The organism is Streptomyces sp. NPDC040545 (assembly GCF_055595065.1).
In genome coordinates, this window is sequence record NZ_JBVIWA010000009.1 from 235,660 (window position 1) to 262,107 (window position 26,448).

Here is a 26,448-nt window from a genome sequence, read left to right on the forward strand (position 1 = left end):
GACGCAGCGTCCCGCCACACATCGAAGCGCCCGGGAGAACGAGGAGCAGCCCGCCGGTCAGCGCCGTGCTCCCGGCCCCGAACGGGTCGAGCCAGCCGACGGACGGGCGCAGCGCGCCCGGTGAGCCGGTCCCGGCGTAGACCCGGTACAGGGCGACGGCCGCGAAGACGAACAGGCAGACGGTCTGCAGCAGCACGAGGACGTTCTGCAGACGGGCCGCCGCCTGGGTGTCCCGGACGCACAGGGCCGCCATCGTCACGATCACGAGCACGGTCAGTGCCTGCCGGACCAGCGAGTTCCCGGCCCAGCCGTCCAGACCGACGGCCAGCAAGCCGAAATTGACGGCGACGTCGGCGAGCGAGCCGACCACCAGGACGCCGGTCATGGTGATCGCCCAGCCGCCCAGCCAGCCGGTCGTGGGCCCCAGCGCACGCGTCACCCACGAAAAGGTCGTGCCGCAGTCGGGGTCGGCCCGGTTCAGGTAGTAGAAAGCGGAAGCGATGAGCACCATCGGAACGAACGACGTGAGCATCACCCCGGGGGCGTGGACGCCGACCAGGGCCACGATCGGCCCGATCACGGCGGCCAGGGAGTACGCCGGCGAGGTCGCGTTCAGCCCGATGGCGAGGGCGTCGGCGAACCCGATCGCGTTCGGTCTGAGCGTGGCGTCGGCGGCAGGCGTCCGCGGGGTGTCTTCGACCATGGTCCCTCACTGGTGCACGGTGAACGGGGCGTGAATGCGATGAGGAAACCCGTGCTCCGCACAGGGGTCAATGGTGTTGGCATAAGGCGCCCGGAAGGCCGGGTCAGCCGCGCCCCGCCGCGCCCCCGCCCCCGGCGCCCGCCGCGTCCGCGAGCTGCCTCTCGGCGGTGTCCAGCAGCATCTCCAGCGCTACCGGGTACGCGCTGTGGGGCATCCGGGCGGCCAGCAGACCCGCGGTGGCCGCGATGTTCGGGTAGGCGTCGGCCGACAGCCGGGCGTACGTCGACTCCCACCGCTCCTCGTCCGACTCGCGCGCCTTCTCCGTCAGTGCGAGCGGCCCCGCGTCGAGCGCCGCGAAGGCCAGGGCCTGGTCGATGTAGGCGTGGTAGATCCGTACGGCGTCCGCATCCGCGAAGCCCGCGCCGCGAAGGCTGCGGAGGATCGCCTCGTCGGCCGCGATCTCGCGCGGCCGGCCGCTCACCCGGCTCGCGGTCAGCAGCGCGGCCTGCGGGTGCGCGAGGTAGGCGCCGTGGATGCGCAGCCCCAGTGAGCGCAGGTCCTCGCGCCACCGACCGGTGGGGACCCAGCCGTCGAGCGCCCGGCCGATCAGCTCCTCGCCGATGGCCAGTGTCAGACCGTCCATGCCGTCGAAGTACCGGTACAGCGTGCTGGGGTCCGCCCCCAGAGCGGCGCCCAGCCGCCGGGCGGACAGGCCCGCGCTCCCGTGCTCGCGCACCATCCGCAGGGCCGTCTCGACGATCAGCCGCTCGGAGAGCACCGTCCCCTGCCGGGTCGGGCGCCGCCGCCTGCGGGCCTCCTCCGGGACCACGTCCTTCGCCATCGCCCGCCTCCGTCCTCCTTATGCCAACACCATTGACCTTAACTCGGACGGAACGGTTCCATCAGCCCCCGAGGCGCACGCCTCACCGAGAAAGGACCTCGCCATGCGTGTTCTGCTTGTGGGTGCCGGCGGTGTCGGGAGCGCGATCACCAAGATCGCCGCCCGCCGCGACTTCTTCGACCACTTCGTCGTCGCCGACTACGACCTGGCCCGCGCCGAGGCCGCCGTCGCGGCCCTGGGCGGCGAGGAGCAGCGGTTCAGCGCCTGCCGCGTCGACGCCTCCGACGAGGCGGCGGTCAGCCGGCTGCTCACCGAGCGCGGATGCGACGTCCTCATGAACGCCACCGACCCGCGCTTCGTGATGCCCCTGTTCGGCGCCGCGCTCGCGGCGGGCAGCCACTACCTCGACATGGCCATGTCCCTCTCCCGCCCCCACCCCGACCACCCGCACAGCCAATGCGGGGTGAAGCTCGGCGACGAGCAGTTCGAACGGGCCGGGGAATGGGAGAAGTCGGGCCGCCTCGCCCTCGTCGGCATGGGCGTCGAGCCCGGACTCTCGGACGTCTTCGCCCGCTACGCCGCCGACCACCTCTTCGACGACATCGAGGAGATCGGCATCCGCGACGGAGCGAACCTGGCCGTCGAGGGCTACGACTTCGCCCCTTCCTTCAACATCTGGACGACGATCGAGGAGTGCCTGAACCCTCCCGTGGTCTACGAGCGCGAGCGCGGCTGGTTCACCACCGAGCCGTTCAGCGAGCCCGAGGTCTTCGACTTCCCCGAGGGCATCGGCCCCGTCGAGTGCGTCAACGTCGAACACGAGGAGGTCCTCCTCGTCCCGCGCTGGGTCGGCGCCCGCCGGGTCACCTTCAAGTACGGCCTCGGCGACGACTTCATCGGCAAGCTCAAGACCCTCCACGCCCTCGGCCTGGACTCCACCGCCCGGGTCGCGGTCCGCGGTCAGGACGGCGCCGAGGTCCGGGTCTCGCCCCGCGACGTGGTCGCCGCCTGCCTGCCGGACCCGGCGACGCTCGGGGACCGCATGACCGGAAAGACCTGCGCCGGCACCTGGGTCAAGGGCACCAAGGACGGCCTGCCCCGCGAGGTCTACCTCTACCACGTGGTCGACAACCAGTGGTCCATGCGCGAATACGGCTCCCAGGCCGTCGTCTGGCAGACCGCCGTCAACCCGGTGGTGGCCCTCGAACTCCTGGCCACCGGCGTCTGGTCGCAGTCCGGCGTCCTCGGCCCCGAGGCCCTGCCGCCCCTTCCCTTCCTCGACCTGCTCACCGCGTACGGCTCCCCGTGGGGGATGCGGGAACAGGGCGGGACCCCGGGCAACTGACCGTCCGGCACACCGGAGGGGCAGCGCCGAAGCCGGCGCGCCGCCCCTCCGAACCGTGGCCGTGATGGGCGGCGCGGACTGGGAACGCTGGATCGACCACCTGGCCGGCCGGGGACTGCTCGGCCAGGCTTCGCCACCGCCGCGCTGTCGTACCTCGGCTCGCCGCTGACCGCGGCCATCTACCGGCAGGGCACCATCGGCGCGGCCAAAGCCCACCTGGAGGCCACCGCCCGCACCCTGAACGAGCGGCTCGGCACCACGCTGGGCGGGCGGGCCGTGACCTCCGTCAACGGCGCCGCCGTCACCCAGTCCTCCACCGCCATCCCCGGCATCGCCCTGTACACCGGCCTGCTGCGCGGCGTCCTCGGACCTGACCTGGTGCCGCCGGTGCGTCAGCTCGCCGCCCTGTGGGACCGGCTCACCGGTGCGGCCCCGCTCACCCTGGACGACGAAGGCCGCGTCCGCCTGGACACCTGGGAACTCACCGACGAGGTCCAGGCAGCCGTCGCCGAGCGCTGGGAGAGCGCCACCAGCGACACCATCGCCGCTCTCGCCGACCTCGACTGGTTCCACGCCGAGGTCCAGCGCCTGTACGGATTCGCCGTGCCGGGCGTCGACTACACAGCGCCGGTGGCCACCCAGGTTCCCTGGCCCGTTCCCGCCCCCTGATCCCGGCGCGGCCCCACCGCCGGTCTCCCGACCGGCAGCGGGGCTCGCAGGGCCTCCGACGGGAAGGCGGCGGTCACTTCACCGAACCCGCCATCACCCCCTGGACGAAGTGCCGCTGGAAGGCGAAGAAGACGATCAGCGGGACCACCAGGGACAGGAACGCCCCGGGCGCGAGGACGCCGATGTTGCTCCCGAACTGCCGCATCTGGGACTGCAGCGCGACCGTGAGCGGCTGGGACCCGCTGTCCGCGAAGAGCAGCGCCACGAGCATGTCGTTCCAGACCCACAGGAACTGGAAGATGGCCAGGCTCGCGATGGCGGGGCGGCCGAGCGGCAGCACCAGCCGGGAGAAGATCCGCCACTCGCTGCCGCCGTCCATCCGGGCGGCTTCGAGCATCTCGCGCGGTATCTCGGCGAAGTAGTTGCGCAGCAGGAAGATCGCGAACGGCAGCCCGTAGGCGACGTGGAAGAGGACGACGCCCGCGACCGTGCCGAACAGCCCCACCGCACCGAAGAGTTTGGCCACGGGCAGCAGCCCGATCTGTACGGGCACCACCAGCAGTCCGACGACCACCAGGAAGACGGCGTCCCGGCCGGGGAACTCCAGCCACGCGAAGGCGTATCCGGCGAGTGCCGCGATGGCGACCACCAGGACGGTGGTCGGCACGGAGATCAGGACGGTGTTCCCGAAGGCCTCCGCGATACCGGAGTCCTTCAGCAGGGCGCCGTAGTTGTCCAGGGACAGCTGGGACGGGTCGGTGAGCGCGGTCCACCAGCCGCCGGAGGCGTTGTCGCCCTCGGAGCGCAGGGAGGAGACGAGCAGGCCCGCCAGCGGGGTGATCCACACCAGGGCGACCAGGATCAGCGCGCCCTGGACGAGGGAGTTGCTCAGCAGGCGCGACAGACGCTTCCCGCGCCGGCGCCCGGGTCCGCGTACGGGCCCCTGCGCCGGCGGGCCGGGGACGGGGCGCACCGCCGCCGTCCGCCGGGACGGCCGGCGCTCGATGGTGCCGTGACCGCTCATGCTCCACTCCTTCGGAAGCGCCGGATGTTGAAGACCATCGCCGGGACGACGAGCAGGAGGAGCACCACACTGAGCGCGCTGCCGAGCCCCTGGTCGTTGCCGCCGCCGAAGGAGACCAGCCACATGCGGGTGGCCAGCACGTTCGCCTCCTCCTGGACCGGTCCGGGCGCGATGATGTAGACGAGGTCGAAGACCTTCATCACGTTGATCACCAGGGTCACGAAGACGACGGTGAGCACCGGTGCGAGCAGCGGCACGGTGATCTTGCGGAAGATCTGGCCCTCGGAGGCACCGTCCATCCGCGCGGCCTCCAGGGCGTCCCGCGGGATGGCCGCGAGGCCGGCGCCGATGAGGACCATCGCGAAGCCGGTCCACACCCACAGGTAGGCGCCGATGATGGCCGGTGTGACCAGCGCCGGACCGAGCCAGTTCACCCCCTGGTACGGGGCCGCGAAGTTGGCCGCGGGCAGCCTGACCGTATACGGGCCGTCGGCCAGCCCGGCGAAGCGGAACGACCCGTCCTCGGCCGTGACCGCGGTGGCGGCGACCCGGCCGTCCCGTACGGCCTCGACCGTCATGCCGGGCAGACCGTTCTCGCCCGGGTCGATGCGGCCCGGGGTGCCGGCGCCGCCGGGGGCGAAGTCCAGGTAGACGACACCCCCGATGGTGTCCGGCCGGGGCTCCGCGGGGGCCGCGGCCTTCGCTCCGGCCGGCATCGCGCCGGGTGCCACCCCGATGAAGCCGAGACCGATCGAGCGGCCGGGAAGGACAGCCTCCTCGGTGCTGTACGGACCGCCCGGCCCGCCGGTGAGGCCCTGGCCCTCCCGGGCACGGGCCGTCGGATAGGCGGCGGTGTCCACGAAGCTGTCGTGGACACCGGTGACGGCGGCGTTGAGCACGCCCCGGGCCGGGTCCTGGTCGTAGGCGAGCCGGAAGATGATGCCCGCGGCGAGGAACGACACGGCCATCGGCAGGAAGAGCACGAGCTTGAACGCGGTCGCCCAGCGCACCTTCTCGGTGAGCACGGCGAGCATCAGCCCGAGTCCGGTCAGCAGGGTCGGGGCGACGACGACCCACAGGGCGCTGTTGCGGATCGCCTTGAGCGTGGCCTGGTCCTGCACGATCGCCGCGTAGTTGGCGGCTCCTACGAAACGGTCGCCGTCGGCGTCGAAGAGGCTGCGGCCGACGGAGAAGAGGACCGGGTAGACGACCAGCGCCCCGAGCAGCAGCAGGGCGGGCAGGACGAAGACGACCGCGAGGCGGCGTTTCCTGCGCTGGGCCCGCCGCCGCCCGTCGGCCGCGCCGCGGGCGGCGGTCATGGTGTCAGCCATGGGAGCCGCCTCAGTTCCCGTAGGCCTTGGCGGCCTCGGCCTCGAGCTTCGCGGCCGTGCCCCGCGGGTCCGACGGGTCGCGCAGGAAGTCCTGGAGGAGCTTCCACTCACCCGCTCCCTTGGTGCCGCCGAACGCGGCCGGGGCCTGGTCCGACATGTCGAAGCGGATCGAGTCGCCCGCCGCGATGAGCGAGTTGGCGGTGCTGCGGGTGATCTCGTCACCGTACGAGGCGATGTCGAGCTCCTTGTTCGGGGACAGGAAGCCGCCGGCGCGGGCCCAGACCTCGGCGGCCTCGGAGCCGGACAGGAATTCGAGCAGCTTCATGCCGGCCTTGCCGTTCTTCGCGTCCTTGAGGACGACGGCCGCGTCTCCGCCGCTGACGACCGGCGCCTTGCCGCCGTCGACCGCGGGGAACGGGAAGAACTTGGCGTCCTTGCCGAGCTTCTTGCCGAACTGGTCCTTGGCGATGCCGCCGACGAAGTCACCCTCGTAGACCATGCCCGCCTTGGGATCGGGGCCGAAGACCTGTGCGACCGACGCGGGGAAGTCGGTGCCCAGCGCCGTCTGGGCACCGCCGGCGACGAGCTGCTTGTCCTTGAACAGCTCGCCGAGGGTGGTCAGCGCCTTGACGACGCTGTCGTCGGTCCACTTGATCTTGTGCTGGGCGAGCTGGTCGTACTTCTCCGGTCCGGCCTGGGAGAGGTAGACGTTCTCGAACCAGTCGGTGAGGGTCCAGCCGTCCTCGCCGGCTATGGCGAAGGCGGGGCGGCCGGAGTCGGCCAGGGTGCGGCCGGCCTTCAGCATGTCCGCGTAGCTCGTGGGCTCGTTGACACCGGCCTGGGCGAAGGCCTCCGGGGTGTACCAGACCGTCGACTTGTGGGCGGCCTTGAAGTAGAGGCCGTAGTACGTGCCGTCGACGGTGCCGTAGTTCTTCCACACCGGGGCGAGGGTGGAGCCGGCCATGCGGGTGGCCTCGTCGGACAGGGGCTGGAGCCAGCCCTCCTTGGCGAACTGCTGGAGCACGCCCACCTGGGGAACCAGCACCACGTCGGGCGCGTTGCCGCCTTCGATCTTGCTCCCGACGAAGGTGGAGACGTTGTCGCCGGAGGGTACGAAGACCGTCTTGGCGCCGGTCTTCTCGGTGAAGGCGTCCAGGACCTTCTTGAAGTTCTGCTGCTCGCTGCCGGTCCAGACGCCCGCCACGGTCACGGTCTGGCCGCTCAGTTCGCCGCCGCTCGCGGGTCCGGTGGCGTTGCCGCAGGCGGTGGCACCGAGGGCGAGAGCGAGGGCCGCCGATGCGGTGGCCGCGGTCCGCCGGGTCGTCTTGCTGGGTCGTCGCATGAGGGAGTCCTTGTCTGGAGGGCAGGAAGAGGAGGCGGAAAGAGGGGAGGAGATGGGGGGAGGAGATGGGGGGAGGGGGAGGTCAGGGGCCGGGGGTCACGGCCGGGCATTCGGCCGTCCACCAGGCGGCGGTCGCCGCGGGCAGGACCCCGTCGGGACAGGGGCCGCTGGCGAGCAGCGGAGTCCCCGGGACCGGGGCGGGTACCGGTTCGGTGCCGAAGTTCACCGCGCAGACCAGGCCGTCACCGCGGGTGATCGCCAGTACCTGGGGAGGCGCGTCCAGCCAGCGCAGGGGGCCTTCGCCGAGCTGCGGCAGGGTGCGCCGCAGCTGGAGCCCGTCGCGGTAGAGGTGCCAGAACGAACGGGTGTCGGCCAGCGCGCGGTCGGTGGCGTGCTCGGCGAACCACTCGGGCTGCGGCAGCCACGGCTTGGCGCCGGCCGCTTCCCCGGAGAAGCCGAACGGGGAGGCGTGCCCGGACCAGGGCAGCGGCACGCGGCAGCCGTCCCGGACGTGCTTGCGGCTGCCCGTACGGTGGAAGATCGGGTCGGTGAGGACCTCGTCGGGCAGGTCGAGGACCTCGGGGAGGCCGAGCTCCTCGCCCTGGTAGACGTAGGCGGCGCCGGGCAGCGCGAGCATCAGGAGGGCCGCGGCGCGGGCGCGGGCGGCCCCCAGTCCGCTGCCTTCCACCCCGGGCTCGCCCGCGTACCGGGTGACCGTGCGGACCTGGTCGTGGTTGTTGAGGACCCAGGTGACGGTGGAGCCGGTCCCGGCGATGTCGCGCATCGCATCGGTGATCGTCGTGCGGAAGGCGCCGGCGTCCCAGGGTGCGCTCAGCAGGTCGAAGAAGAACGCCTGGTGCAGTTCGTCGGGGCGGACGTACTCGGCGTGCTCGCGCGCGGTGGGCACGGACACCTCGCCGACCAGCAGCCGTTCGCGGCCGTCCCGGGCGGTGTACTCCTCGCAGACCGCCCGCCAGCGCCGCCATACGCCGTGGACCTCGGGCTGGTTCCAGGCCAGCTGGTTGACGGCGTCGCGGGCCCGCTCGTCGGCGCCGGGGTCGTCCGAGTCGGGCAGCTCGGGGTGCTTGAACAGTCCGGCGGCGACATCGATGCGGAAGCCGTCGACCCCGCGGTCCAGCCAGAAGCGCAGCACCTCCTCGAAGTCGTCGCCCACGGCCGGATCGCGCCAGTTCAGGTCGGGCTGCTCGGGCGTGAAGAGGTGCAGGTACCACTCGCCGGGGGCGCCGTCGGGCCCGGTGGTCCGGCTCCAGGCGGGACCGCCGAACATCGCGCGCCAGTTGTTGGGGGGCTCGGCCCCCTCGGGGCCGCGGCCGGGCGCGAAGTGGAAGCGGGCGCGCTCCGCGCTGCCCGGCTCCGCGGCGAGCGCGCTCCGGAACCACGGGTGCTCGCTGGAGCAGTGGTTGGGAACGATGTCGAGGAGGAGCTTCAGCCCGAGCCGGCGGGCGTCTGCCACCAGCCGGTCGAACTCGGCGAGGTCGCCGTAGACCGGGTCGACGCCGCGGTAGTCGGCGACGTCGTAGCCGTGGTCGTGCTGCGGCGACGGGTAGAAGGGGCTGAGCCAGATGCCGTCGACACCGAGCTTGCGCAGGTAGGGGAGCCCGGCCCGGACGCCGGCCAGGTCGCCGATGCCGTCCCCGGTGCTGTCGAGGAAGCTGCGGACGTAGACCTGGTAGATCACCGCGTCGCGCCACCAAGGGGCCGATGGGGTGGCGGTGGGGGAGGTGCGGCCGGTGGCGGCCGGAAGGGTGCTGAGCATCTCGCGTCGACCTGTCTGCTGAATGCGAGAGCGCCCCGGATCGGTGCGCTGTTATGCATGCATGTTAAGTAGCAGCGACGGGAAGGTGTCAACGATGTGTCCAGAAACAGCGAAAAGCTGGGGTGTTTTGTACAGGAATGACCGCATGCACGAGGAAGGGTCTCTACTTAACGTGTAAGTAGAGACCCTTGAGGGGAGGGGATGAGTGCGATCAGCCCTTGCGGGAGATGGTCCCGAGCTCGCGCGCGAGCCGAGCCGCCGCCTGCTCCGGCGTCTGGCGCAGCGCCAGCACGTCCTGCGCCACGGCCTGCACGGCGAGGCTCACCTGGTCGTAGCGCGGGCTCTTGGGACGCGGCACCGCGGACAGCACGCTCTGGCGCAGCGTGGGCAGGTACGGGTACGCCCGGATCAGCTCGGGATCCTCGTACAGCGCGGCGCGCACCGGAGGCAGCGAACCCTTGGTGAGCACCTGCCGCTGGACCCGCTCACTGGTGAGGTAGGAGATCAGGTCGGCCGCCGACGCCGGATGCCGCGCATGGCTGCTCACGGCGAGGTTGGAGCCACCCAGCACGCTGGTGCCGGGCCCGTCGCGTCCGGGCAGCGGCACTGCATCGAACCTGCCCGCGACCTTCGACCCCTCCGCGCTCGCGTGCGCGTACACGTAGGGCCAGTTCCGCAGGAACAGCAGCCGGCCGTCCTGGAAGGCCCGCCGCGACTCCTCCTCCTTGTAGCCGAGCGCGTCGCGGGAGATCCAGCCTTCCCGCACACCGTCCGAGAGGAACCGCAGCCCGGCGCGCGCCGCGTCCGAGTCCACGGTCACGCGGGCCCCGTCGTCGCGCAGAATCGATCCGCCCGCCGAGTGCACGGCCTCGGTGACGTTGACCGTGAGCCCCTCGTACGGCAGGAACTGGCCGGCATAACCGTCCAGTCCGTACTTCGGGGCGATCGTGCGCGCCTGGCGCACCAGCTCGTCCCAGGTGCGCGGCGGCTGCTCGCCCTCCCGGTCCAGGATGTCCTTGCGGTAGTAGAGCAGCCCCGCGTTGGTGACGTACGGGACCGCGTACAGCCGGCCGTCGAAGGTCGCGGTGTCCACGACGGGCCGCAGGAAGGAGTCCAGCGGGAAGCGCTCACGCCGGAGCGGGGAGATCCACCCGGCCGCCGCGAACTCGGACGTCCAGGCGACGTCGATGTTCAGCACGTCGAACCGGTCGCGGCCCGACCGCAGCTCACTGATCATCTGGGCCCGGGTCTCGTCCGCCGAGTCGGGCAGCTCGACGAGCGTGACGCGCTCGCCGGGATGGGCCTCGTTCCAGTCCTCCAGAAGCGGAGGGAGGTAGTCGGTGAGATCGCCCGCCGTGACGAGCGTCAGGGGGCCGCGGTCGCCGTCCTCGGAAGCCACGCCCGTCCCGGCGCGGACACCGAGACCCGTGTATCCCGCCAGTACGACCGCCCCGACCAGGAGAGCTCTACCCGCGGCACGCATCCACCGCATAGATTCCTCCCAGTACACGATCCGGCTGCGTCGCCGACCATCGTGGCCTATATATACCCGTTAGGCATGGGCGATACTAGACGCCCAGGCAGACGAGACGGACGGCGGCGCAACTCGGCCCGCTGCCGAGTGAACCGTTGACTACGGAGCGGGAAGGAGGGGGCGAGTGCGGCTGGCGCTCCTTGCGCTCCTCACCCGTAGCCCTGCGCACGGTTACGAGCTGAAGCAGGACCTTGAGAAGCTCCTGGGCGCCGCGTACCCTCAGCCCAACGTCGGCCAGATCTACGTCACCCTCGGACGGCTGGAGAAGAGCGGCCTCATCGAGGGCGAGGACGTCGAACAGTCGGGACGCCCCAACAAGCGCACGTACAAGCTGACGGACGCCGGACGCGAGGCCGTGCTGGCCTGGTTCGAGGACACCACCGAGGAGCCCCGGGTACGGGACGAGTTCTTCATGAAGCTCGCCCTCGCACCGCAGTCGGGACTGGCCGATCCGGTCGCACTGATCAACAAGCAGCGGCGGCAGTACCTCAACACCATGCGGGACCTGTCCAAGCTGGCCGCGGCCGAGGACCGCGACAACAAGATCTCCCAACTGCTGATCGAGGGCGCCATGCTGCACCTGCAGGCCGACCTCGACTGGCTGGAACGCTGCCAGGAGGAGCTGGAATGAGCGACGACGCCACCACCGCCGCTCCTGGCGTGTCCGCCGAGCCCATCGTGCGGGCCGAGGGCCTGACCAAGACGCACCACGGCGAGGGCGTACCCGTGCACGCCGTACGCGGGGTGGACCTGTCCGTCGGACCCGGCGAGTTCGTCGCGGTCACCGGGCCCTCCGGAGCCGGCAAATCCACGCTCCTGCACCTGATAGGCGGCCTCCAGCGCCCCGACAGCGGAAAACTGTGGATCGGCGGAGAGCGGGTCGACGAGTACCGCGAGGCCCGCTGGGCGGTCCTGCGGCGCCGCAGCATCGGCGTCGTCTTCCAGTTCTTCAACCTGGTCTCCAACCTCACCGTCGCCGACAACGTCGAACTCCCCGCCCTGCTCGCCGGGGCCTCCCCGAAGGCCGCCCGCGCGTCCCGCGCCGAACTGCTCGCCGAACTCGGCCTCGAAGGCCGCGAACGCTCGATGCCCGGCGAGCTGTCCGGCGGCGAACAGCAGCGGGTCGCACTCGCCCGCGCCCTGGTCAACCACCCCGCACTGCTGCTCGCCGACGAACCGGCCGGCAGCCTCGACAGCAAGGGCACCCGCGAGGTGCTGCGGCTGCTCTCCCGGTTCCACCAGCGCGGCCAGACGATCATGATGGTCACCCACGACGCCCGGATGGCCAGCGCCGCCGACCGCGTCATCAGCTTCTTCGACGGGCGCATAGCCGACGACGCGCAGCTCGGCGGCGGCGGCCGCCGCGGGCCGGCCCGCGGCGTCTCCGGCGTGCTGGACCTGGACCTGGAACTCAAGGAGTGACCGTGCGGGCCACGCTGCGCTGGGCGCACGCCGACTTCCGCGCACACCGCGGCGAAGCCCTCTTCGTTGTCCTGGCCAGCGCCGGGATCATCGCCTCGCTCCTGCTCGCCGGCGCACTGTTCAGCTACGCCGCCAACCCCTGGCAGCGCGTCTTCAACCAGTCCCACGGCGCACACATCTGGCTGCACACCCGGGCCGGCGCGGACACGGCCGCCCTGTCCCGCGTGGACGGGATCGCCGCCCTCTCCGGGCCCTACCGCACGACGGCGACGACGGTCGAATCGCGCGGCGCCCGGGTCGGGGTGACGCTGCGCGCGGCCGCGACGGAGCCCCCGGAGACCGGACGGCCGCTCGTCACCGACGGCACCTGGCTCACCCGGCCGGACACCACCGGCGACGGCACGGGTGCCGGCAACGGCGCCCTCGTACTGGAGGCCTCGGTCGCGCGGGCCCTCTGGGCCGAGCCGGGCGACACCCTACGGGTCACCGGACCGGACGGAGCCCCGCACGCACTGCAGGTCAGCGGAATCGCCGAGGTGGCCGAGCCCCGCTACCACCCGGGCGGCGGGCCCGGCATCGGCTGGGTCCTCGACGACACCCTCGACGAGGTCGCCCACGGCGACACCGGGCAGAGCGTGGGCCTGCGCCTGCGGGATCCGGACGACACCGACTTCACCGTCCAGCGGGCCGTGACCGTCCTCGGCGCCGACCGGGTCGCCCAGGTCACCAAGTGGCAGCAGGCACGGGCCGAGGCCGGCGGCGACGACCGGCTGCTCGGGCAGATGTTCGCCGTCTTCGGGCTCGGCGCGCTGCTCGCGGCCGCGCTCGCCGCCGCCGGAGCGATCGGGGCCCGCGTCCGCGGGCAGCTTCGGGACATCGCGATCCTCAAGGCCGTCGGCTTCACCCCCGGCCAGGTGACCCGCGGCTTCCTCGTACAGCATCTGGCCTTCGCCCTCCTCGGCGTGACCCTCGGCACGGCGGCGATCGCCCTGCTGGGCGCCCGGATACCCGGGCGGATCGGCGAGGCGACCGCGGTGTGGCAGGATCTGCCCGGCCACACCGCGCTCATGATCGGCATCCCGTGCGGCGCGGTGCTGCTGATCGCGGCCGCTACCGGGCTCTCGGCCTGGCGCGCCGGACGGGTCCCGCCGGTGCCGGTGGCCCGTGCGGCGCTCCCGTCCGCCGCGCCGATGACCGCGCTCGGCAGGCGGGCCCTCGGCGTACGCGTGCCGCCCGCCCTGGTCCTGGGGTGGCGCGCGGCCTTCCCGCGGCGCGGCCGGACGCTCGTCCCCGTCGCCCGGCTCGCCCTGCCGCTGGTCCTCATCACGGTCGCACTCGTCGCCTGGTCGACGCTGGACCAGTTCCGCAGCCGGCCCGCGCAGATGGGACTGCCCGCGGCACTGACCGTACGGGCCGCGCAGCCGGGCGGGGCGTCCGACGCGGAACTGGAGCGGACCCTCGCCGAGGTTCCGGACGTCGCCGAGGTCCACCCCGGCGCCGAGATGGCGGCGCTCGTGCCGGGCCAGACCGGCACCATCACGCTCCGGGGCCTGGGTACGGCCCGGGACCCGTACCCCTCCAAGGTGGTGGAAGGGCGCGCCGTCAGCGGACCGGACGAGGCGGTGGCCGGACAGGGGCTGCTCGACCTCCTCGGGGTACGGGTCGGCGCGTGGGTGCGGATGACCGTCGAGGGACGGCCACAGATCCTGCACGTCGTCGGCCGCACCATCGAACCCGAATCCGCGGGCCGGGTGATCACCACCACCGTCGACGCACTGCGCGAGCGCGATCCGGGGCTGCGGCCCGGCTTCCACGCCCTCGTCCTGCGCCAGGGCGCCGACCCCGTGACGGTGAGCTCCGCACTTGCCGCGGTGGCGGGCGGAACCCTGGAGGTCCGGGAGACGCCCAACCCGGCCGACCGGCTGGAACCGGCGCGCGCGGTGATCGCCGCACTGATCGCGGTCCTGGCGCTGATCGGGCTGATCGAGCTGCTGACACTGATCGGCACCGGCGTACGGGACCGGGGCCGGGACCTGCTCGCGCTGAAGGCGATCGGGCTGACGCCCCGGCAGATCGGCGCGATGATCGTGACGGCCGCCGGACTGACGGCGCTGGCATCCGCCCTGGTCGGCACGGTGGTGGGGGTGCTGTCCGGCAGATGGCTGGTGGACACGCAGGGTGCGTCGAGCGGCATCGGCGCGGGCATCGCCCAGCTGCCCCCGCTCCCCGTGCTGCTGACGGTGATCGTCGGGGCGGTGCTGGGCGCGGTGCTGGCGGCGGCGCTGCCGGCGACACGCGCGGCACGGCGACGGCCGGCCGACTCGCTGAGCGAGACACTCTGACGCCAGATGCTTGTGGAGCGCGTCCACGCCCTCGGCTTCTCAGCGGAACATGTGGCGTTCTCCTCGGCCCACTGCCGGAACGGCCTGCCCGGGGAGCCGGTGATGTGTGAAGCCGTGTCGCGCCCTGCCAGCAGCTCGCTGTTGACGTCTCCGCCCCTGACATCGAGCACCGCATCGGCGGCCTCCTCCCCGAAGACCGCGGCCATCCGGGCACGAGCCTCCCGCCGGCCGATCTCGATGAAGGCCGCATTCCGTCCGAGAGCTGCCCCGATGGCCTCGACCTGCTGCCGGGCCGTCACCGGCTCCGGACCGGTCAGGGCATACGTGCGCCCCCGGTGGCCCGGCGCGGTCGGCGCGACGCGCGCCACCGACGCGATGTCCGCAAGGTGGATCGTGGGCAGCCCCGTGTCCGCACGTTTCCGGTGGCTCCGGTCAGGAGGATCATGTGCGTGGTCTCCCGCCGTCGGCTGATCAACTCGACGACACGCTGGAAACTCGATCGCACTTGAGGTCAACAAGCCTCCTGGCGCCCCGCGAGGCCGGTGTCGCGCATGATGCGTTCGACCGTCTCGGCCAGTGTGCTGTCGGCTCCGATGACGGTCTCGAGGCCACCGGGGAGGAGATCGCGCTCGCGGTACCAGTCGCGCAGTTCTCGTTCGGTGACCTGCGCCAGATAGTCGGGGTCGGCCTTCGAGGCATGGCGGGTCAGCGTCTCCTCGATCGGGATGTCGAGGTAGTAGCAGCGGGACACTCCACGATGGTCGCCGAGCAGGCCGGCCAGCATGTCGCCGTACCGGTCGGCGTACAGGATTCCCTCGACGACCACGTGATAGCCGGCGTCCAGAGCGTGGCGGGCGACCGTGTCGATCAGCCCGATGTTCGCGCCGCCAGGCACGTCACGCTCCCTCAGTACGATCCGCCGCACGTTGTCCTGGCCGACAAGAGCCAGGCCACGGCCGAAGCGGTCGCGGATCCCCGCCGCCACGGAGGACTTGCCCGACGCCGAGTTCCCCCGGAGGACCACGAGCCGCGTCTGCTCACTTCCCACGATCATTCGGGGCCCGCTACCGACCCCCGAGAAGTCCGCGGCGCAGCGTTCGAGTTCCGTCCCCTCGGGCGGGGGCGGGGGCGGGGGCGGGGGCGGGCCGGGCAGGAGACGGGTACGGTCGATGCGGTCCGCGGCGTACTCGACGAGGTCGCCCGGCTGCTGGAAGTGCACGGCGGCGGGCAGGCCGGCCCGGTAGGCGTCCAGGCCGGCCCGGCAGTACGCCACCATCGGCTCCGGCAGCGCGCCCAGCGGATACCAGCCCATGCCGTCACACCGGTCCGGCTCCCGCACCCGGGGCAGGCCCGCCCACCGCCGTACCTCGAAGAAGACGCCGATCCGGGAACTGCCGCCCCGGGGAGGGCGGTGGTGGACGGTGACCGCCGCGGTCACGTCCGGGGCCGCGATGAGGACACCGGTCTCCTCGCGGGCCTCCCGGATCACCGCCCCCACCATGTCCTCGCCCGGGTCGAGGTGCCCGGAGGGCAGATGCCACTGACCGGTCGCGTACACGGGCCCGGCCCGGCGCGACAGCAGCACCTCCGGGCCGCGGGCGCCGTCGCGGCGCAGGACGAGGTGGACGTCGACGGGCACCGTGTGCCGGGGGCCGCCGCTCACGATGCGGTCCGGGAGCGGCGGCGGCCCCGGCAACGGCCGGTGCGTGGAGCGGAGGCGGGGATCGTGGTCATGGGTGGTTCCTGCCCGGTTTCCTGCCCGGTTCCCTCACCAGGTTCATGTCCAGCCGAGCTCGCTGTAGAGGCGGCCGGCCCGGATGCCCTCGACCGCGGCACGGGTGTACGGGACGACCGGTTCGGGGAGCTCGTCGGCGGGCCACCAGGCCCAGGACAGGCAGCGGTCGGGCTCGCGCACCTCGGGTGCACCCTGCCACCGCCGGGCGCGGAACACGAGCTGGATGCGGGGCCGGCCGCCCGGTTCGTCCACGAGGTGCACGACGTGGACCAGTTCCACGTCCCCCGGGTCGATGCCCAGGCCGGCCTCCTCCCGTGCCTCCCTCACCAGGCAGGCGACGGCCGATTCCTGCTCACAGTGTCCGGCGAGGAAGTGGTGGGTGGACGCGGCGAAGGCGGAGTCCGGGTGACGCAGCCCGAGCAGGATCCGACCGTCGCGTTCGAGGTAGAGGTGAACACCGACGATGTTCCGCCGTGCCCGGCCGCCCGGCCGGGCCTGGGCCGGTACGGCCGGGGCGAGGCCTCGGGCCTGGTGGAGCTCGATGACCTCCGTCGTCCACGGGCACATCGTCAGAAAGGGGATGGTGGCCGCGTCGAAATGGCGGAACATGATGCCTTCGGGACACGGGAGTTCGTCGGCGTCGCCGTCCCACGCTCCCAGATACACCTGGATACGGCCCTCGGCCGGCCCGTCCGGCCCCGGCCCGTGGCAGCCGACGATCGTGAAGGGCTCCAACGGCACCGTCAGGCCGGTCTCTTCCAGGAGTTCCCGCTCGACTGCCTGCGCCGCCGTCTCCTCGCCCTCCCGGCCTCCGCCCGGGATCGACCACGTGCCCGGATCGCAGATGTTCTTGTTGGCGTCGCGCAGGTGCAACAGGTACCGGCCTCGTGAGTCGACCAGCAGCGCGGCGGTACCGTGCGGTTCGTCGGATTCGGTCATCGAAGGCTCCTTCGCTGGTGCCCTGAAGAACGCTCCGGATGCGGGGCCGTCACGGCCGGACCCGGGGGCAGCGCACGCGTTCGAGGCGGCGTTCGAGGCGGCGTGCCCGGCGGGCGGGCCGTCCCCGCCGGGCCTTCCGTCCCCACCGCGAAGTTCCGGCAGTGGCACAGGAGTCAGGCGTTCCACCACTCCTCCGTGCCGCAGCCGACCTCGTAGTGCCACCACCCTTCGTCCCGGCCCTGGTCCAGGAGGGCCTTGATCCCGGCGAAGTCTGCGCCTGCCTCCGCGGTCACGGCCAGCATGGGGAAGTCCTCACTGAAGACCTCGCCGCCCAGCCCGAACGCCGAAAGGCGCTGGTGCACCGCCTGCGGGCTGCGCCCCAGGGGACCGGTGGGCACGGGCACCACACGGATCGTGCAGTTGCCCGAAGAACTGACCCGCCCGACAGCCCAGTGGAGCCCGTCGGAGTCGGTCCGGTACCGCACCACATCGCCCTCGGCCACCCCGTCCTGAAGGAAGGGACAGTTCTCCACACTCGCGGTGTCATCGCCGAGCTTCGTCGCCCACAGGCCCTCGGTGTCCTGTGGCAACCACCCCTCGCGCGGGACGAACCGGAACCACACCTTGATCTTGTCGACCGCCATCTCCATGACAGCCATCATGCGCTGATCGCCGACGACACCGCGGACCGGCCCGCGCCCCTGAGAGGTGAGAGCCGGTCCGGCCAGGCCCCGGGATCAGCGGGAGCCGGGGCGATGGACACGGGCGTGGTCGGCCTCGAAGCGCTGGAAGGCAGCCTCCTGCCGCCACTCGACCTGCGCCTTCGGGCTGGCGTCCAGGAACCGGGCACACCGCTCGCTCGGGCGCTCGGCGCCCTGCTGCTCGCGGGCACACGCCCCGGTCGGACGGTAGCCGGTGCGGACGTCACGGTTCCACAGACCCCGGCCGGGCAGGAACGAGTGTTCCAGGGAGGCGCGGGCCAGGTCCTTCAGCTCCGGGTAGCCGAGTCCGTACATCTCCGCCGCCCGGCGGTACTCGTCGGTGATCTCGATCCGCGACACACCCGGGTCGTCGGTGGCCAGGACGACCGGCACGCCGTGGCGGCGGTAGGTGGCGAAGGGGTGCGCGTCGCCGGAGACGCGCAGGATCTGCTCGTTGCTGTGGAAGGGGACCTCCACCGCGATGCGCCGCTCGGCCATGTAGCGCATGAGTGACTCCCAGCGGTCCTCGCGCAGGACCGACACACCGTGCCCGATCCGCTCGGCGCGGCCGGTCTGGGCGGCCTCCCTGATGTGGAAGGTGAGGTCCTCCGGCTTGACCAGGCCGGGCACCAGCTCGCCCGCGTGCAGGGTGATGTGCGCCTTCGGGTACTGGGTCTTGAGGTAGTTCAGCATCCGCATGTGCAGGCGGTAGTCGCGCAGGGCGACCGGGTCGTCCTCCGGCTGCACCAGGTTGACGGCGACGAAGCGCGGGTCGCGCTCGGCCAGCCGCATGCCCAGCGCCATCTGGGTGAACACCCGCTCCGGGGTGCCGGCGCGGGCGACCTGGGAGATCCACCGGTACGGCAGTGAGCACGCCTCGTCGGGCTGCGGAGTGTCACAGTGCGCGGCGCTGCGGAATTCGGCGTCGGTGCTGTCGGCATCGGCGCGGGCCTGCCGGACGACCGCGTCCAGGCCCCCGCCTGCCAGGAGCTTGTCGTGCATGCGGTCGAGGTCGGCGTCGTAGCCGACCCGGTCGGCGAGTGTCCGGGCCTGGCCGGAGGCCGGGGAGATCATGGTCTCCAGGTAGAACTGGTTCTGCCGGGCGGCGGAGCCCGCGACCTCCGCGAGCATCCGGCCGGGGTGTCGCCAGGTCACCTCGCCGAACTTGCCGAAGGTCGCGAAGAAGTGGTCGTGGCCGTTGCCGTCCGCCGGGAAGTCCTGCATCGACCAGGCCCGGATCACCTGCTGGCGGAACGCCGCGTCGGCGACGGCGTCGGCGGCGGGCCGGGTGCCGGCCCCGCACGGCGGGGGCACCGCGGTGGTGGTGTCGGTGGTGATGCACAGGCCGTCCTCGGCGGCGAGTTCGATCAGGAACTCGGTGGTGACCGCCCCGGACAGGTGGTTGTGCAGATCACCCCCCTTGGGGAGGTCGGCGAAGAAGTCCCCGGGCCGGTCCGGCGTGGCAGCCGGGGGCGTGACGGAGGCGGGGGCGGAGGCCGCGTACGCGGAGGCGGGTGCGAGCAGGGCGAGGGCGGAGAGCGCGCCGATCAAGTGGGATGGGATCACGGGCACATGGTGGAGAAGCGGACAGCCGCGGGTCGGTATGCCGGGCCGGGCGCCTCCCCCTGTCACCCGGGAGGCCCCGCAGAGGATCGTTCCTTCCGGCGGGGCCTGAACCCACCACCCGGGAGATCGCCGGCCGGTGAGGTGTGGGGCGGCGCGAGGCGACGTCTTCAGGACGGGCTGGTGGCTGTGGCCCTTGGTGCCCGCCCGGATTTCGCCGTTCAGCTCTTGCGGGCCAGCGGTTGCCCGGCGAAGCTCACCCCTTCCAGGCCATGGGCGATGAGGTTGCGAATGTTGGCGTGATCAGTGTCGTTCGGCGTCGCCAGCACACTGCGATAGTGCTCACCGAATGCCAGCAGCGCCTCTTGGTCGCTCAGCCCTTCCAGCAGGGCCAGTCCCAGCGTCTTGCAGGATCCTTCGTTCTCACCTGCCGCGTTTTCCAGTTCTCCGTTTCGGAACGCCTGCGGCTGATAGTCGTAATGGGCGGCGACGAAGGCCAAGGTGTCGGCGAACGGGTGCTCACCTGACGCAAGGCTTGCCCGCAGCGAGTTCAGATCAGTCATGTCGGTTCCCCTGGGTTGAACGGACGAGCCGATCGCCGTCCGTGACCGGGGGACAATAGCCTCTTCAGGCCATCCGGTAGGAATCGGGCCACATGCCGGAACGAGCGGCGTCTCCGCAGGTCACGATGCGCGCTTCCGCGGCCTGCCGAGAGCCGGTTCCGGCTCGGGCGATCGACCGCGAGGGCGGTCCCGGCGCCGGCGGCGCGGCGGGGCCGGGGCGGTGGCACGACGTCACCGCCGAGGTCCGCGAACACCGTCCCGAGTCGCGGTGCGGGGCGTCCCGGGACGGCTGGACGGACGGAACGGGGCGCGACTCGCCCTGGGTTCGGTGCCACGGGCCCCGGCAGTACCGGCCCAGGCCGGGACGTGGCGGTGGTCCCCCGCGTACAGGCGGACGGACAGCCTGGCGTCACAGAGGCCCGTGGTTGAACCAGGCGCGGCTTTCCGGCTGGTTCGGGCGGACGATCGCCAGGACCGCCGGCACGAGCCAGGCGAATCCCAGCAGGGGTATCACCTGGAAGAACGCCCAGCTGAAGGGCAGGGCCGTCCACCCGTAGGCGAAGGCGGACACGCGCAGATTCCGATGGCGCGTGGGGAACTTGAGGGCTGTGGTGACACCCCACGCGGAGACCGCGAGGACGAGCAGGCCGGCGAACACGACGATCCCGGCGTGATCCTCGCCCGGCGTGGTGCAACACGGCGTGGAGGCGTCACCGTCGCCCCAGATGGCCGTGGCGACGGCCACGCTGTTGGTCACCAGGGCGACTCCGAGGAGGGCCTGCATCCCGCCCAGGACCATCATCAGCATCCGCAGGTTCCGCACGGCGTCCGGCATCCGCGCGCCGGGGGGAATCGGTTCGTGCGGGAGTCCGCCTGGTGCACCGGGGCCGCCTGGTCCCACCGGGCCCGGGTTGCCGTTCGCGGGTAACCGCTGCCAGGGGCGCCGACCGCCTGATTTCCCGTCGTCCACGTTCATCCTGACGGTCCTTCCGCTCGAAAGGCCTCGAACCTGCGCGCCATGCTCCGGCGGATCGTGCCGGGTGTCCAGCCGAGATCAGGCCAGCGCCGCCCGTGCACCCCCAGGCCGCGGCGTGGAGCCCCCGCTACAAGGTGAGGCGGTAGCGAACCTCGGTGACGGAGACCCCGTCGTAGTCGTCGGCCTGGACGGCACCGTCGGCGGTATAGCCGGCTCGTTCGTAGAACCGACGCGCCCGGGTGTTGTCGGTGAGCACCCACAGCAGGACCGAGCCGAAGCCGCGGGCCAGAGCGTCGGCGTGCACGGCATGCAGGAGCGTGCGACCGATGCCGGACCCGATGAGCGAGGGCCGCACGTACAGGGCGTAGAGCTCGCCCCCGGCCGTGGGGGAGGGCCCGAGGCAGGCCCAACCCACGACCCCGCCCCGGGCGTCCACCGCCACCAGATCGACCGTGGCCTTGTCCGGCCTCGTGAAGTACTGCCTGCGCCGCTGCGCGTCCGCTTCGACCGTCATGCGATCGAGGTAGGACTGGGGGACGATCCCGGCATACGCGGCCTTCCAGCCGTTCACCCGTATCTCCGAGACAGCCTCGACATCGGCTTCGGTCATCGCTCGTACAGTCGACATCGCAGCACTGTACGAGACCTGCCATCGCTGCCACCTGGGAATTACGTGCGGACGGGCGTCCCACCGGCGGTGCGCAGGGGGTTCATGCCGTGTCGAGCTGGTGGTCGGCCCAGACGTAGCTTTCCGGGAGCAGGTCGGTGATGGCGAGGGTACGGGGGCGGTCGTCCGTGCCGACGATGACCTCGATGGCGGGGAAGTAGTCGAGAAGGACCTGGCGGCATCGGCCGCAAGGGGGAACGATCCCCCGGTCGCGGTCGCCCACGGCGACGATCGTGTCCAGTACGTACGCGCCCTCGGCGGCCGCGGTGCCGATGAGGACCAGCTCGGCGCAGGGGCCGCCGGTGAAGTGGTAGGCGTTCACGGCGGTGATGATCCGGCCGTCCCGGGCGCGGGCCGCGGCAGCCACGGTGTGGTTGTCGCCGTGGCACCGGGTGCGCGCGGTGTGGGTTGCGGCCCGGATGAGTTCCTGGTCGACGGGGTGGGGAGGTGCGGTGGTCATCGGCTCTGCCTTCGTTCGGTTTCGGGGCCGACGCTGGCGTGAGTGACGGATGGTGCGCAAGTGAATATCGGGAGGTCAATGCGGCCTCGGGCCCCCGGGTCGGGCCGCCGGGGTCAGGGGGACCTCGGAGTGATGTGGGTGGTGGGTGTGTTCCAGCCCGAGATCCGGACCCGCAGCGCCGTACCGGCCGGACCCGCCGTCCGGTGGTGGGCCGTCAGGACGGCACTCTCACCGGGCCAGAGACTGATCTGGTTGTCGTTCCAGCGGACCGGCAGCACAGGCGCGTCCCGGCCGTCGACGAGATGGAGATCGGTCAGGAGCGCAGGCGTGTTCCCGCTGCTGGTGTTGCGGACGGTGACCGTGGTGGTGGAGTACGAGCCGGTGTGGCGCGTGGTGCGGGCGGTCGCGGTCACCGTGGCGGCCGCGAGGGAGTTCAGACCGGTGAGGTCGCCGTAGGTGGTCGTGGGGGTGTGGTACCAGTCGGTGGCGTCGTAATCCAGCACGTCGGGGCGGGTGGAGAGCCAGTAGACGTTGCGGCTGACCTCACGGCCGGCGCTGTCGGTGAGCGTGAGCCGGGCGAGGTACGTGGAATCCGGGCCGTCCGCGGCGGCGACCACGGCGGGAACGGTGACCGCGGTGGTCCGCGCGCCGTTGCCGCCGACCCGCAGCCCGCGCACGGTGCGGTCGTAGAGGGAGGCCCCGTCGGTGCCGAACAGGGTGACCCGCGCGGTGAGACCGGAAGCGGCGTCCGGCCTGCGGTTGACGACGGCCACGGTCCGGTCGTCGTAGGAGTACTGGATGTGCAGCGGCTCGTTGGCCTTCTTCGCTCCGTAGTAGGCACCGCCCTGGTCGAGGTAGCGGTCGACGAGCTGCCAGTGCAAGGAGGTCCAGCCGCTGTTGAACATCCAGTAGACGAGACCCGTCGACGGGTCGGAGGAGTCCGTGGCGTTGCGGGCGTAAGCCTCGAACTGGGCGCGGACGTTCTCGTACTGGCCGAGCTGGGCCTTGGCCACGTAGTCCCGCAGGCTGCGCGGCGCGCCGTAGCGGTGCGCGAGGGCCTCGTTGAACAGCTTCAGCGTGTTGAAGGTGCGGGAGGGGGAGCGGTGGTACTGCGGGGCAGAGGGGGACTTCCACAGGGTCTCGAGTTCGGCGGGCGAGAGCGTGCGCCGCAGGGTGTCGAGGGTGGGGATCGAGGGGCCGGCGCTCGTCTCGGAGTTGAAGCCCGTCGCGCCGCCCTCGCGTTTGCCGTACCAGTACGACGGCGGTACCCAGTCGTAGGGTCCGGTCATCCGCATGCCCGACGGGCCGCTCAGGGCCGTGGTGACGGCGGAGGCGGCCGGAACCACCGGGGTGGGCCAGTCGGCGGCGCGCAGGGCGTCGAGGTAGTCCCGCTCGGTCCGGGCGTCGGGTGCGAAGTCGCTGCCGATGAGGAAGGACAGGACGCTGGGATGGCCGCGCAGCCGGGCGGCCTCGGCGGCCATGGAGGCCCGGGCGGTCAGACGGTCGGCGTCATCCCACTTCTCGCCCGTGCCGGTGGGGTTGACCGGCCCCTCCCACTTGTCGCAGCACTCCCAGCCGGGCAGCATCAGCATTCCGTGCCGGTCGGCGAGGTCGAAGAACTCGTCCGGCTCGATATGGCCTTCGAGGCGGAGCGTGTTCAGACCCGCGTCGAGCGCGGCCTTGATCCGGTCCTCCGCCGCGGTGGTGTCCCAGCGCAGCAGCTCGTCGGCCGACCAGCCGGCGCCCCGGATCAGAAGGGGGCGGCCGTTGATCACGTACCGGCGGGCGCCGGCGGAGTCGAGGGGCGCCTTCACGTCACGGATGCCGAAGGTGTGGCGGACGGAGTCCGATCGGCTGCCGGCCACCGTCGCCGTCAGGTGGAGTCCGTACAGGTTCTGGGGGCCCATACCGGCCGGCCACCACAGGGCGGGCCGCTGCAGGCGCAGTCGCGGGTGGCGGTCCGGGGCGAAGACGAGCGTACGGGTCTCCCCGGCGCGCAGGGTGACGTCCTCGCGCAGCACGATCGCGGTGCCGCTGATGGCGGCGGTGACGGTCGCGGTGGCGGCCTCCGGCGAGTCGTTGCGGACCCGCGCCTTCACGGTCAGCTCGGCCGGGCCCGTCTCCGGGGACGGCACGTCCAGGCTGGTCACCACGTGGGCGTCGTGCAGGGAAACCGGCCCCCGGCGGCGCACCAGGACATCACGGACGATGCCCATGTTGGCGTCGGGCGGTGGCTGCAGCCAGTCCAGCCAGCCCAGTGTGAGGTGTTTGCGCGGATCGTTGGGCTGGATCCGGAAGGCGACCGTATTGGTGCCGGCCCGCACCAGAGCGGTGATGTCGAGTTCGTGGCGCGTGTACACACCGGCCACCCCGGCCGCCGGGGCGGCCTGCCGGCCGTTGACGTACACGTCCGCCGCGGAGATCACCCCGCTGAAGTCCAGCGATGTGCGCTCCGAGGTGTCGGGAAGCGTGAAGTCGCTGCGGTACCACCAGGGATCGGCGAAGTCACGGCGCGGGATGCGCTGCTGGTCGGTGGAGTAGAAGGGGTCCGGGTGCGTGCCGTCGGCGACCAGCGCGGCGAGCACCGTGGAGCGGGGTCCGGCCCGGTGCCAGCCGGTCGTCGCATAGCCGGGCGTGGACACGGCGGCCGCCGTGTCGGGGACCTCGGCCGCCGACCGGATCGCGTACCCGCGCAGCGCGGCGGTCCCGCCCGGCGCCACAGCCGTCACGGCGGGAGCGGAACCCGGACCGGCGGGGAGGCGGGGGGCCGCGGCCGAGGGTACGGCGGCCGGGGCGAGCAGCAGACCCAGCAAGGCCACGGCCACGGCGGCCGCCCGGAGTCGCCGGGTGCGAGCGAGGTGGGGGAGATGGGACACGGTGGTCTCCGGGGGAGCTGGTCGGACGTCCGCGCGACGCGAAGATCAGGTAACGGACCGTAACCCACCTGACACGCAGGATGGGTGGTACGCCCGTACGGCGAGCCGCGCGCCCGCGCCCACCCCCACCCCCACACGTGGCCGGAGCCGGAACCGCCGACGCCCCCTCGGACGCACATCGGCCGGAGGCCGAAAAATATCTGTGCCGGCGCGATGAGAATTAGACGAATCACGCCATGAGGCTTTTTCCCGCAGCGGGCGAAGTGAAATGTTTCACCGTACAGGGGGTCTCGATTCGTGCTACTGTCGATCTCAGTTGCAGTTGTGGTTCCCAAAACTTACAAGTGCCCCCAGCAGGTGTCTGCACCCACTGGGAGTGCTTTTACTTTTCCGGTCATTATCGGGCGGGGTAATCATTGCGGCGACACGGAGTCCACACAGTGTGGACTCCGATGCACTGCCCCAAAGGAGATATGACATGGCTACTGGAACCGTGAAGTGGTTCAACGCGGAAAAGGGCTTCGGCTTCATCGAGCAGGACGGTGGCGGCGCTGACGTGTTCGCCCACTACTCGAACATCGCCGCCCAGGGCTTCCGTGAGCTGCTCGAGGGCCAGAAGGTCAGCTTCGACATCGCGCAGGGCCAGAAGGGCCCGACGGCCGAGAACATCGTTCCCGCCTGACGCTGACGCGCACTTCGTAGCTGGGGCCCGCATCCTTCGGGGTGCGGGCCCCAGCTGCACGCATTTTCCGCCCCACCCCGCCCCACCCACCCGGTGCCGGCTGCGGGGACGGCGCCCAGGAATCCGCAGTCCTCCGTACGCGGATCACGCCCCGGCCGATACGCCGGTTGTGCGCCCTGACGGCGTCACCTCTCTTTCCGTACCTGTACCCGCCAGGAACTCCGGCCGGACAGGTTCGTCTCGCATTTTCATTCGGCCCGTTTCTTGCAATTCTCCGCGCAGTGCACGCCCGCGGGAATTCCTTGATATGCGCCGTATCGAGGAAGGTTCCGCATGAACCGCACGCGCACCAACGACCGATTCGCCCGTACGCGCAGCAGCGCAGCCGGATCCGGCAAGAGCGGCGGCCGCTTCGGCGGTTCCGCCCCCAGCCGTTCCGGTGGTCCGAGCCGCTCCGGTGGCCCGAGCCGCTCGGGCGGCTACGGCCGGCGGCCCGCCGCGCTGCAGGGTGAATTCGCCCTGCCCAAGACGATCACCCCCGCACTGCCCGCCGTCGAGGCCTTCGCCGACCTCGCCATGCCCGCGGAACTGCTCGCCGCACTCACCGTGCAGGGCCTGAGCGTGCCGTTCCCGATCCAGGGCGCGACCCTCCCGAATTCCCTCGCGGGCCGCGACGTGCTCGGCCGCGGCCGCACCGGCTCCGGCAAGACCCTGGCCTTCGGCCTCGCCCTGCTGGCCCGTACCGCTGGCCGGCGCGCCGAGCCCCGTCAGCCGCTCGCCCTGGTCCTCGTACCGACCCGCGAGCTGGCCCAGCAGGTGACCGACGCCCTCACCCCCTACGCCCGCTCGGTGAAGCTGCGTCTGGCCACGGTCGTCGGCGGGATGCCCATCGGGCGGCAGGCCGGCGCCCTGCGCGGCGGCGCCGAGGTCGTCGTGGCGACGCCGGGCAGGCTGAA

The 26,448-nt window shown here is 71.9% G+C and carries 21 protein-coding genes and 4 pseudogenes; 7 read left to right on the top strand and 18 right to left on the bottom strand.

Features of this window, described 5'->3' with window-relative positions; translation table 11 throughout:
* Positions 1 to 40: 40 nt before the first annotated feature.
* Both ACZ573_RS19860 and ACZ573_RS19865 read right to left on the bottom strand, forming a co-directional pair.
* Positions 41 to 703: pseudogene (locus tag ACZ573_RS19860) on the bottom strand (amino acid permease); the annotation flags it as partial.
* Between the two features lie 103 nt (positions 704 to 806).
* The gene (locus ACZ573_RS19865) at positions 807 to 1,544 is read right to left on the bottom strand and encodes a TetR/AcrR family transcriptional regulator (protein ID WP_471305681.1); all 738 of its coding nucleotides are present in this window, start codon (positions 1,542 to 1,544) and stop codon (positions 807 to 809) included.
* A 103-nt stretch (positions 1,545 to 1,647) separates the two neighbouring features.
* Between ACZ573_RS19865 and ACZ573_RS19870 the strand changes: the two genes are divergently transcribed.
* Positions 1,648 to 2,889 (top strand): saccharopine dehydrogenase family protein, encoded by a 1,242-nt coding sequence (locus ACZ573_RS19870; protein WP_471305684.1) that lies wholly within the window; start codon positions 1,648 to 1,650, stop codon positions 2,887 to 2,889.
* Positions 2,890 to 2,938: 49 nt separating this feature from the next.
* A pseudogene (locus ACZ573_RS19875) lies at positions 2,939 to 3,558 on the top strand (enoyl-[acyl-carrier-protein] reductase FabV); the annotation flags it as partial.
* A gap of 73 nt (positions 3,559 to 3,631) precedes the next feature.
* Here the strand turns inward: ACZ573_RS19875 and ACZ573_RS19880 are convergent.
* From ACZ573_RS19880 to ACZ573_RS19900, 5 genes are all read right to left on the bottom strand, one after another.
* Entirely contained in the window at positions 3,632 to 4,582 is a 951-nt protein-coding gene (locus tag ACZ573_RS19880; RefSeq protein ID WP_471305686.1) for a carbohydrate ABC transporter permease, read from the bottom strand.
* The gene (locus tag ACZ573_RS19885) at positions 4,579 to 5,913 is read right to left on the bottom strand and encodes an ABC transporter permease subunit (RefSeq protein WP_471305690.1); all 1,335 of its coding nucleotides are present in this window, start codon (positions 5,911 to 5,913) and stop codon (positions 4,579 to 4,581) included. The genes ACZ573_RS19880 and ACZ573_RS19885 overlap by 4 nt, the downstream gene beginning before the upstream one ends.
* Positions 5,914 to 5,923: 10 nt before the next feature.
* The gene (locus ACZ573_RS19890; protein WP_471305694.1) at positions 5,924 to 7,255 is read right to left on the bottom strand and encodes an ABC transporter substrate-binding protein; all 1,332 of its coding nucleotides are present in this window, start codon (positions 7,253 to 7,255) and stop codon (positions 5,924 to 5,926) included.
* 82 nt (positions 7,256 to 7,337) lie between these two features.
* A complete protein-coding gene (locus tag ACZ573_RS19895) occupies positions 7,338 to 9,032 on the bottom strand; it encodes a glycoside hydrolase family 13 protein (protein ID WP_471305697.1) in 1,695 nt (564 codons plus the stop codon).
* Between the two features lie 211 nt (positions 9,033 to 9,243).
* Positions 9,244 to 10,524, bottom strand: a complete 1,281-nt coding sequence (locus ACZ573_RS19900) for an ABC transporter substrate-binding protein (protein WP_471305699.1) — start codon at positions 10,522 to 10,524, stop codon at positions 9,244 to 9,246.
* A gap of 166 nt (positions 10,525 to 10,690) precedes the next feature.
* On the opposite strand from ACZ573_RS19900, the gene ACZ573_RS19905 reads away from it, so the two are divergent.
* Genes ACZ573_RS19905 through ACZ573_RS19915 form a run of 3 tightly spaced genes read left to right on the top strand, consistent with a single transcriptional unit; the run spans position 10,691 to position 14,330 of the window.
* Positions 10,691 to 11,197, top strand: a complete 507-nt coding sequence (locus ACZ573_RS19905; protein WP_314252823.1) for a PadR family transcriptional regulator — start codon at positions 10,691 to 10,693, stop codon at positions 11,195 to 11,197.
* Positions 11,194 to 11,988: an ABC transporter ATP-binding protein gene (locus ACZ573_RS19910; protein WP_471305702.1), complete on the top strand. Its 795-nt coding sequence runs from the start codon at positions 11,194 to 11,196 to the stop codon at positions 11,986 to 11,988. The genes ACZ573_RS19905 and ACZ573_RS19910 overlap by 4 nt, the downstream gene beginning before the upstream one ends.
* A gap of 2 nt (positions 11,989 to 11,990) precedes the next feature.
* Positions 11,991 to 14,330 (top strand): ABC transporter permease, encoded by a 2,340-nt coding sequence (locus ACZ573_RS19915; protein ID WP_471305704.1) that lies wholly within the window; start codon positions 11,991 to 11,993, stop codon positions 14,328 to 14,330.
* 53 nt (positions 14,331 to 14,383) lie between these two features.
* Here the strand turns inward: ACZ573_RS19915 and ACZ573_RS19920 are convergent.
* From ACZ573_RS19920 to ACZ573_RS19970, 11 genes and pseudogenes are all read right to left on the bottom strand, one after another.
* A pseudogene (locus ACZ573_RS19920) lies at positions 14,384 to 14,743 on the bottom strand (Rossmann-fold NAD(P)-binding domain-containing protein); the annotation flags it as partial.
* Positions 14,744 to 14,841: 98 nt separating this feature from the next.
* The gene (locus ACZ573_RS19925; protein WP_471305773.1) at positions 14,842 to 15,384 is read right to left on the bottom strand and encodes an AAA family ATPase; all 543 of its coding nucleotides are present in this window, start codon (positions 15,382 to 15,384) and stop codon (positions 14,842 to 14,844) included.
* Between the two features lie 282 nt (positions 15,385 to 15,666).
* Positions 15,667 to 15,993: pseudogene (locus tag ACZ573_RS19930) on the bottom strand (NUDIX domain-containing protein); the annotation flags it as partial.
* Positions 15,994 to 16,107: 114 nt separating this feature from the next.
* Entirely contained in the window at positions 16,108 to 17,004 is an 897-nt protein-coding gene (locus ACZ573_RS19935) for an NUDIX hydrolase (RefSeq protein WP_471305706.1), read from the bottom strand.
* Between the two features lie 173 nt (positions 17,005 to 17,177).
* Positions 17,178 to 17,666 (bottom strand): DUF4265 domain-containing protein, encoded by a 489-nt coding sequence (locus ACZ573_RS19940; protein WP_471305708.1) that lies wholly within the window; start codon positions 17,664 to 17,666, stop codon positions 17,178 to 17,180.
* 75 nt (positions 17,667 to 17,741) lie between these two features.
* Complete coding sequence (locus tag ACZ573_RS19945) at positions 17,742 to 19,271, bottom strand: adenosine deaminase family protein (RefSeq protein ID WP_471305711.1); 1,530 nt, start codon at positions 19,269 to 19,271, stop codon at positions 17,742 to 17,744.
* Positions 19,272 to 19,489: 218 nt separating this feature from the next.
* Positions 19,490 to 19,831 carry a HopJ type III effector protein gene (locus tag ACZ573_RS19950; RefSeq protein WP_471305714.1) on the bottom strand — a complete coding sequence of 114 codons (342 nt, stop codon included), beginning with the start codon at positions 19,829 to 19,831 and terminating at the stop codon, positions 19,490 to 19,492.
* A 409-nt stretch (positions 19,832 to 20,240) separates the two neighbouring features.
* Positions 20,241 to 20,666 (bottom strand): hypothetical protein, encoded by a 426-nt coding sequence (locus ACZ573_RS19955; RefSeq protein WP_471305717.1) that lies wholly within the window; start codon positions 20,664 to 20,666, stop codon positions 20,241 to 20,243.
* A gap of 268 nt (positions 20,667 to 20,934) precedes the next feature.
* The gene (locus ACZ573_RS19960) at positions 20,935 to 21,435 is read right to left on the bottom strand and encodes a GNAT family N-acetyltransferase (RefSeq protein WP_471305720.1); all 501 of its coding nucleotides are present in this window, start codon (positions 21,433 to 21,435) and stop codon (positions 20,935 to 20,937) included.
* Between the two features lie 82 nt (positions 21,436 to 21,517).
* Complete coding sequence (locus tag ACZ573_RS19965; RefSeq protein ID WP_471305723.1) at positions 21,518 to 21,934, bottom strand: cytidine deaminase family protein; 417 nt, start codon at positions 21,932 to 21,934, stop codon at positions 21,518 to 21,520.
* Positions 21,935 to 22,047: 113 nt separating this feature from the next.
* A complete protein-coding gene (locus ACZ573_RS19970) occupies positions 22,048 to 24,810 on the bottom strand; it encodes a glycoside hydrolase family 2 protein (RefSeq protein WP_471305726.1) in 2,763 nt (920 codons plus the stop codon).
* Positions 24,811 to 25,288: 478 nt separating this feature from the next.
* Here ACZ573_RS19970 and ACZ573_RS19975 point away from each other — a divergent pair, with 478 nt between their 5' ends.
* Positions 25,289 to 25,492 carry a cold-shock protein gene (locus ACZ573_RS19975; protein WP_004986771.1) on the top strand — a complete coding sequence of 68 codons (204 nt, stop codon included), beginning with the start codon at positions 25,289 to 25,291 and terminating at the stop codon, positions 25,490 to 25,492.
* A gap of 333 nt (positions 25,493 to 25,825) precedes the next feature.
* A partial coding sequence (locus tag ACZ573_RS19980) for a DEAD/DEAH box helicase (protein ID WP_471305728.1) occupies positions 25,826 to 26,448 on the top strand: 623 nt, incomplete at its 3' end.

What these genes read in the sequence shown, in the direction of transcription:
- ACZ573_RS19955 (WP_471305717.1), bottom strand. Translation starts at nt 20,666, where the DNA reads ATGCCGGACGCCGTGCGGAACCTGCGGATGCTGATGATGGTCCTGGGC.
- ACZ573_RS19975 (WP_004986771.1), top strand. Translation starts at nt 25,289, where the DNA reads ATGGCTACTGGAACCGTGAAGTGGTTCAACGCGGAAAAGGGCTTCGGC.
- ACZ573_RS19890 (WP_471305694.1), bottom strand. Translation starts at nt 7,255, where the DNA reads ATGCGACGACCCAGCAAGACGACCCGGCGGACCGCGGCCACCGCATCG.
- ACZ573_RS19865 (WP_471305681.1), bottom strand. Translation starts at nt 1,544, where the DNA reads ATGGCGAAGGACGTGGTCCCGGAGGAGGCCCGCAGGCGGCGGCGCCCG.
- ACZ573_RS19925 (WP_471305773.1), bottom strand. Translation starts at nt 15,384, where the DNA reads ATGATCGTGGGAAGTGAGCAGACGCGGCTCGTGGTCCTCCGGGGGAAC.
- ACZ573_RS19870 (WP_471305684.1), top strand. Translation starts at nt 1,648, where the DNA reads ATGCGTGTTCTGCTTGTGGGTGCCGGCGGTGTCGGGAGCGCGATCACC.
- ACZ573_RS19940 (WP_471305708.1), bottom strand. Translation starts at nt 17,666, where the DNA reads ATGATGGCTGTCATGGAGATGGCGGTCGACAAGATCAAGGTGTGGTTC.
- ACZ573_RS19880 (WP_471305686.1), bottom strand. Translation starts at nt 4,582, where the DNA reads ATGAGCGGTCACGGCACCATCGAGCGCCGGCCGTCCCGGCGGACGGCG.
- ACZ573_RS19895 (WP_471305697.1), bottom strand. Translation starts at nt 9,032, where the DNA reads ATGCTCAGCACCCTTCCGGCCGCCACCGGCCGCACCTCCCCCACCGCC.
- ACZ573_RS19960 (WP_471305720.1), bottom strand. Translation starts at nt 21,435, where the DNA reads ATGTCGACTGTACGAGCGATGACCGAAGCCGATGTCGAGGCTGTCTCG.
- ACZ573_RS19950 (WP_471305714.1), bottom strand. Translation starts at nt 19,831, where the DNA reads ATGACTGATCTGAACTCGCTGCGGGCAAGCCTTGCGTCAGGTGAGCAC.
- ACZ573_RS19935 (WP_471305706.1), bottom strand. Translation starts at nt 17,004, where the DNA reads ATGACCGAATCCGACGAACCGCACGGTACCGCCGCGCTGCTGGTCGAC.
- ACZ573_RS19885 (WP_471305690.1), bottom strand. Translation starts at nt 5,913, where the DNA reads ATGGCTGACACCATGACCGCCGCCCGCGGCGCGGCCGACGGGCGGCGG.
- ACZ573_RS19910 (WP_471305702.1), top strand. Translation starts at nt 11,194, where the DNA reads ATGAGCGACGACGCCACCACCGCCGCTCCTGGCGTGTCCGCCGAGCCC.
- ACZ573_RS19900 (WP_471305699.1), bottom strand. Translation starts at nt 10,524, where the DNA reads ATGCGGTGGATGCGTGCCGCGGGTAGAGCTCTCCTGGTCGGGGCGGTC.
- ACZ573_RS19965 (WP_471305723.1), bottom strand. Translation starts at nt 21,934, where the DNA reads ATGACCACCGCACCTCCCCACCCCGTCGACCAGGAACTCATCCGGGCC.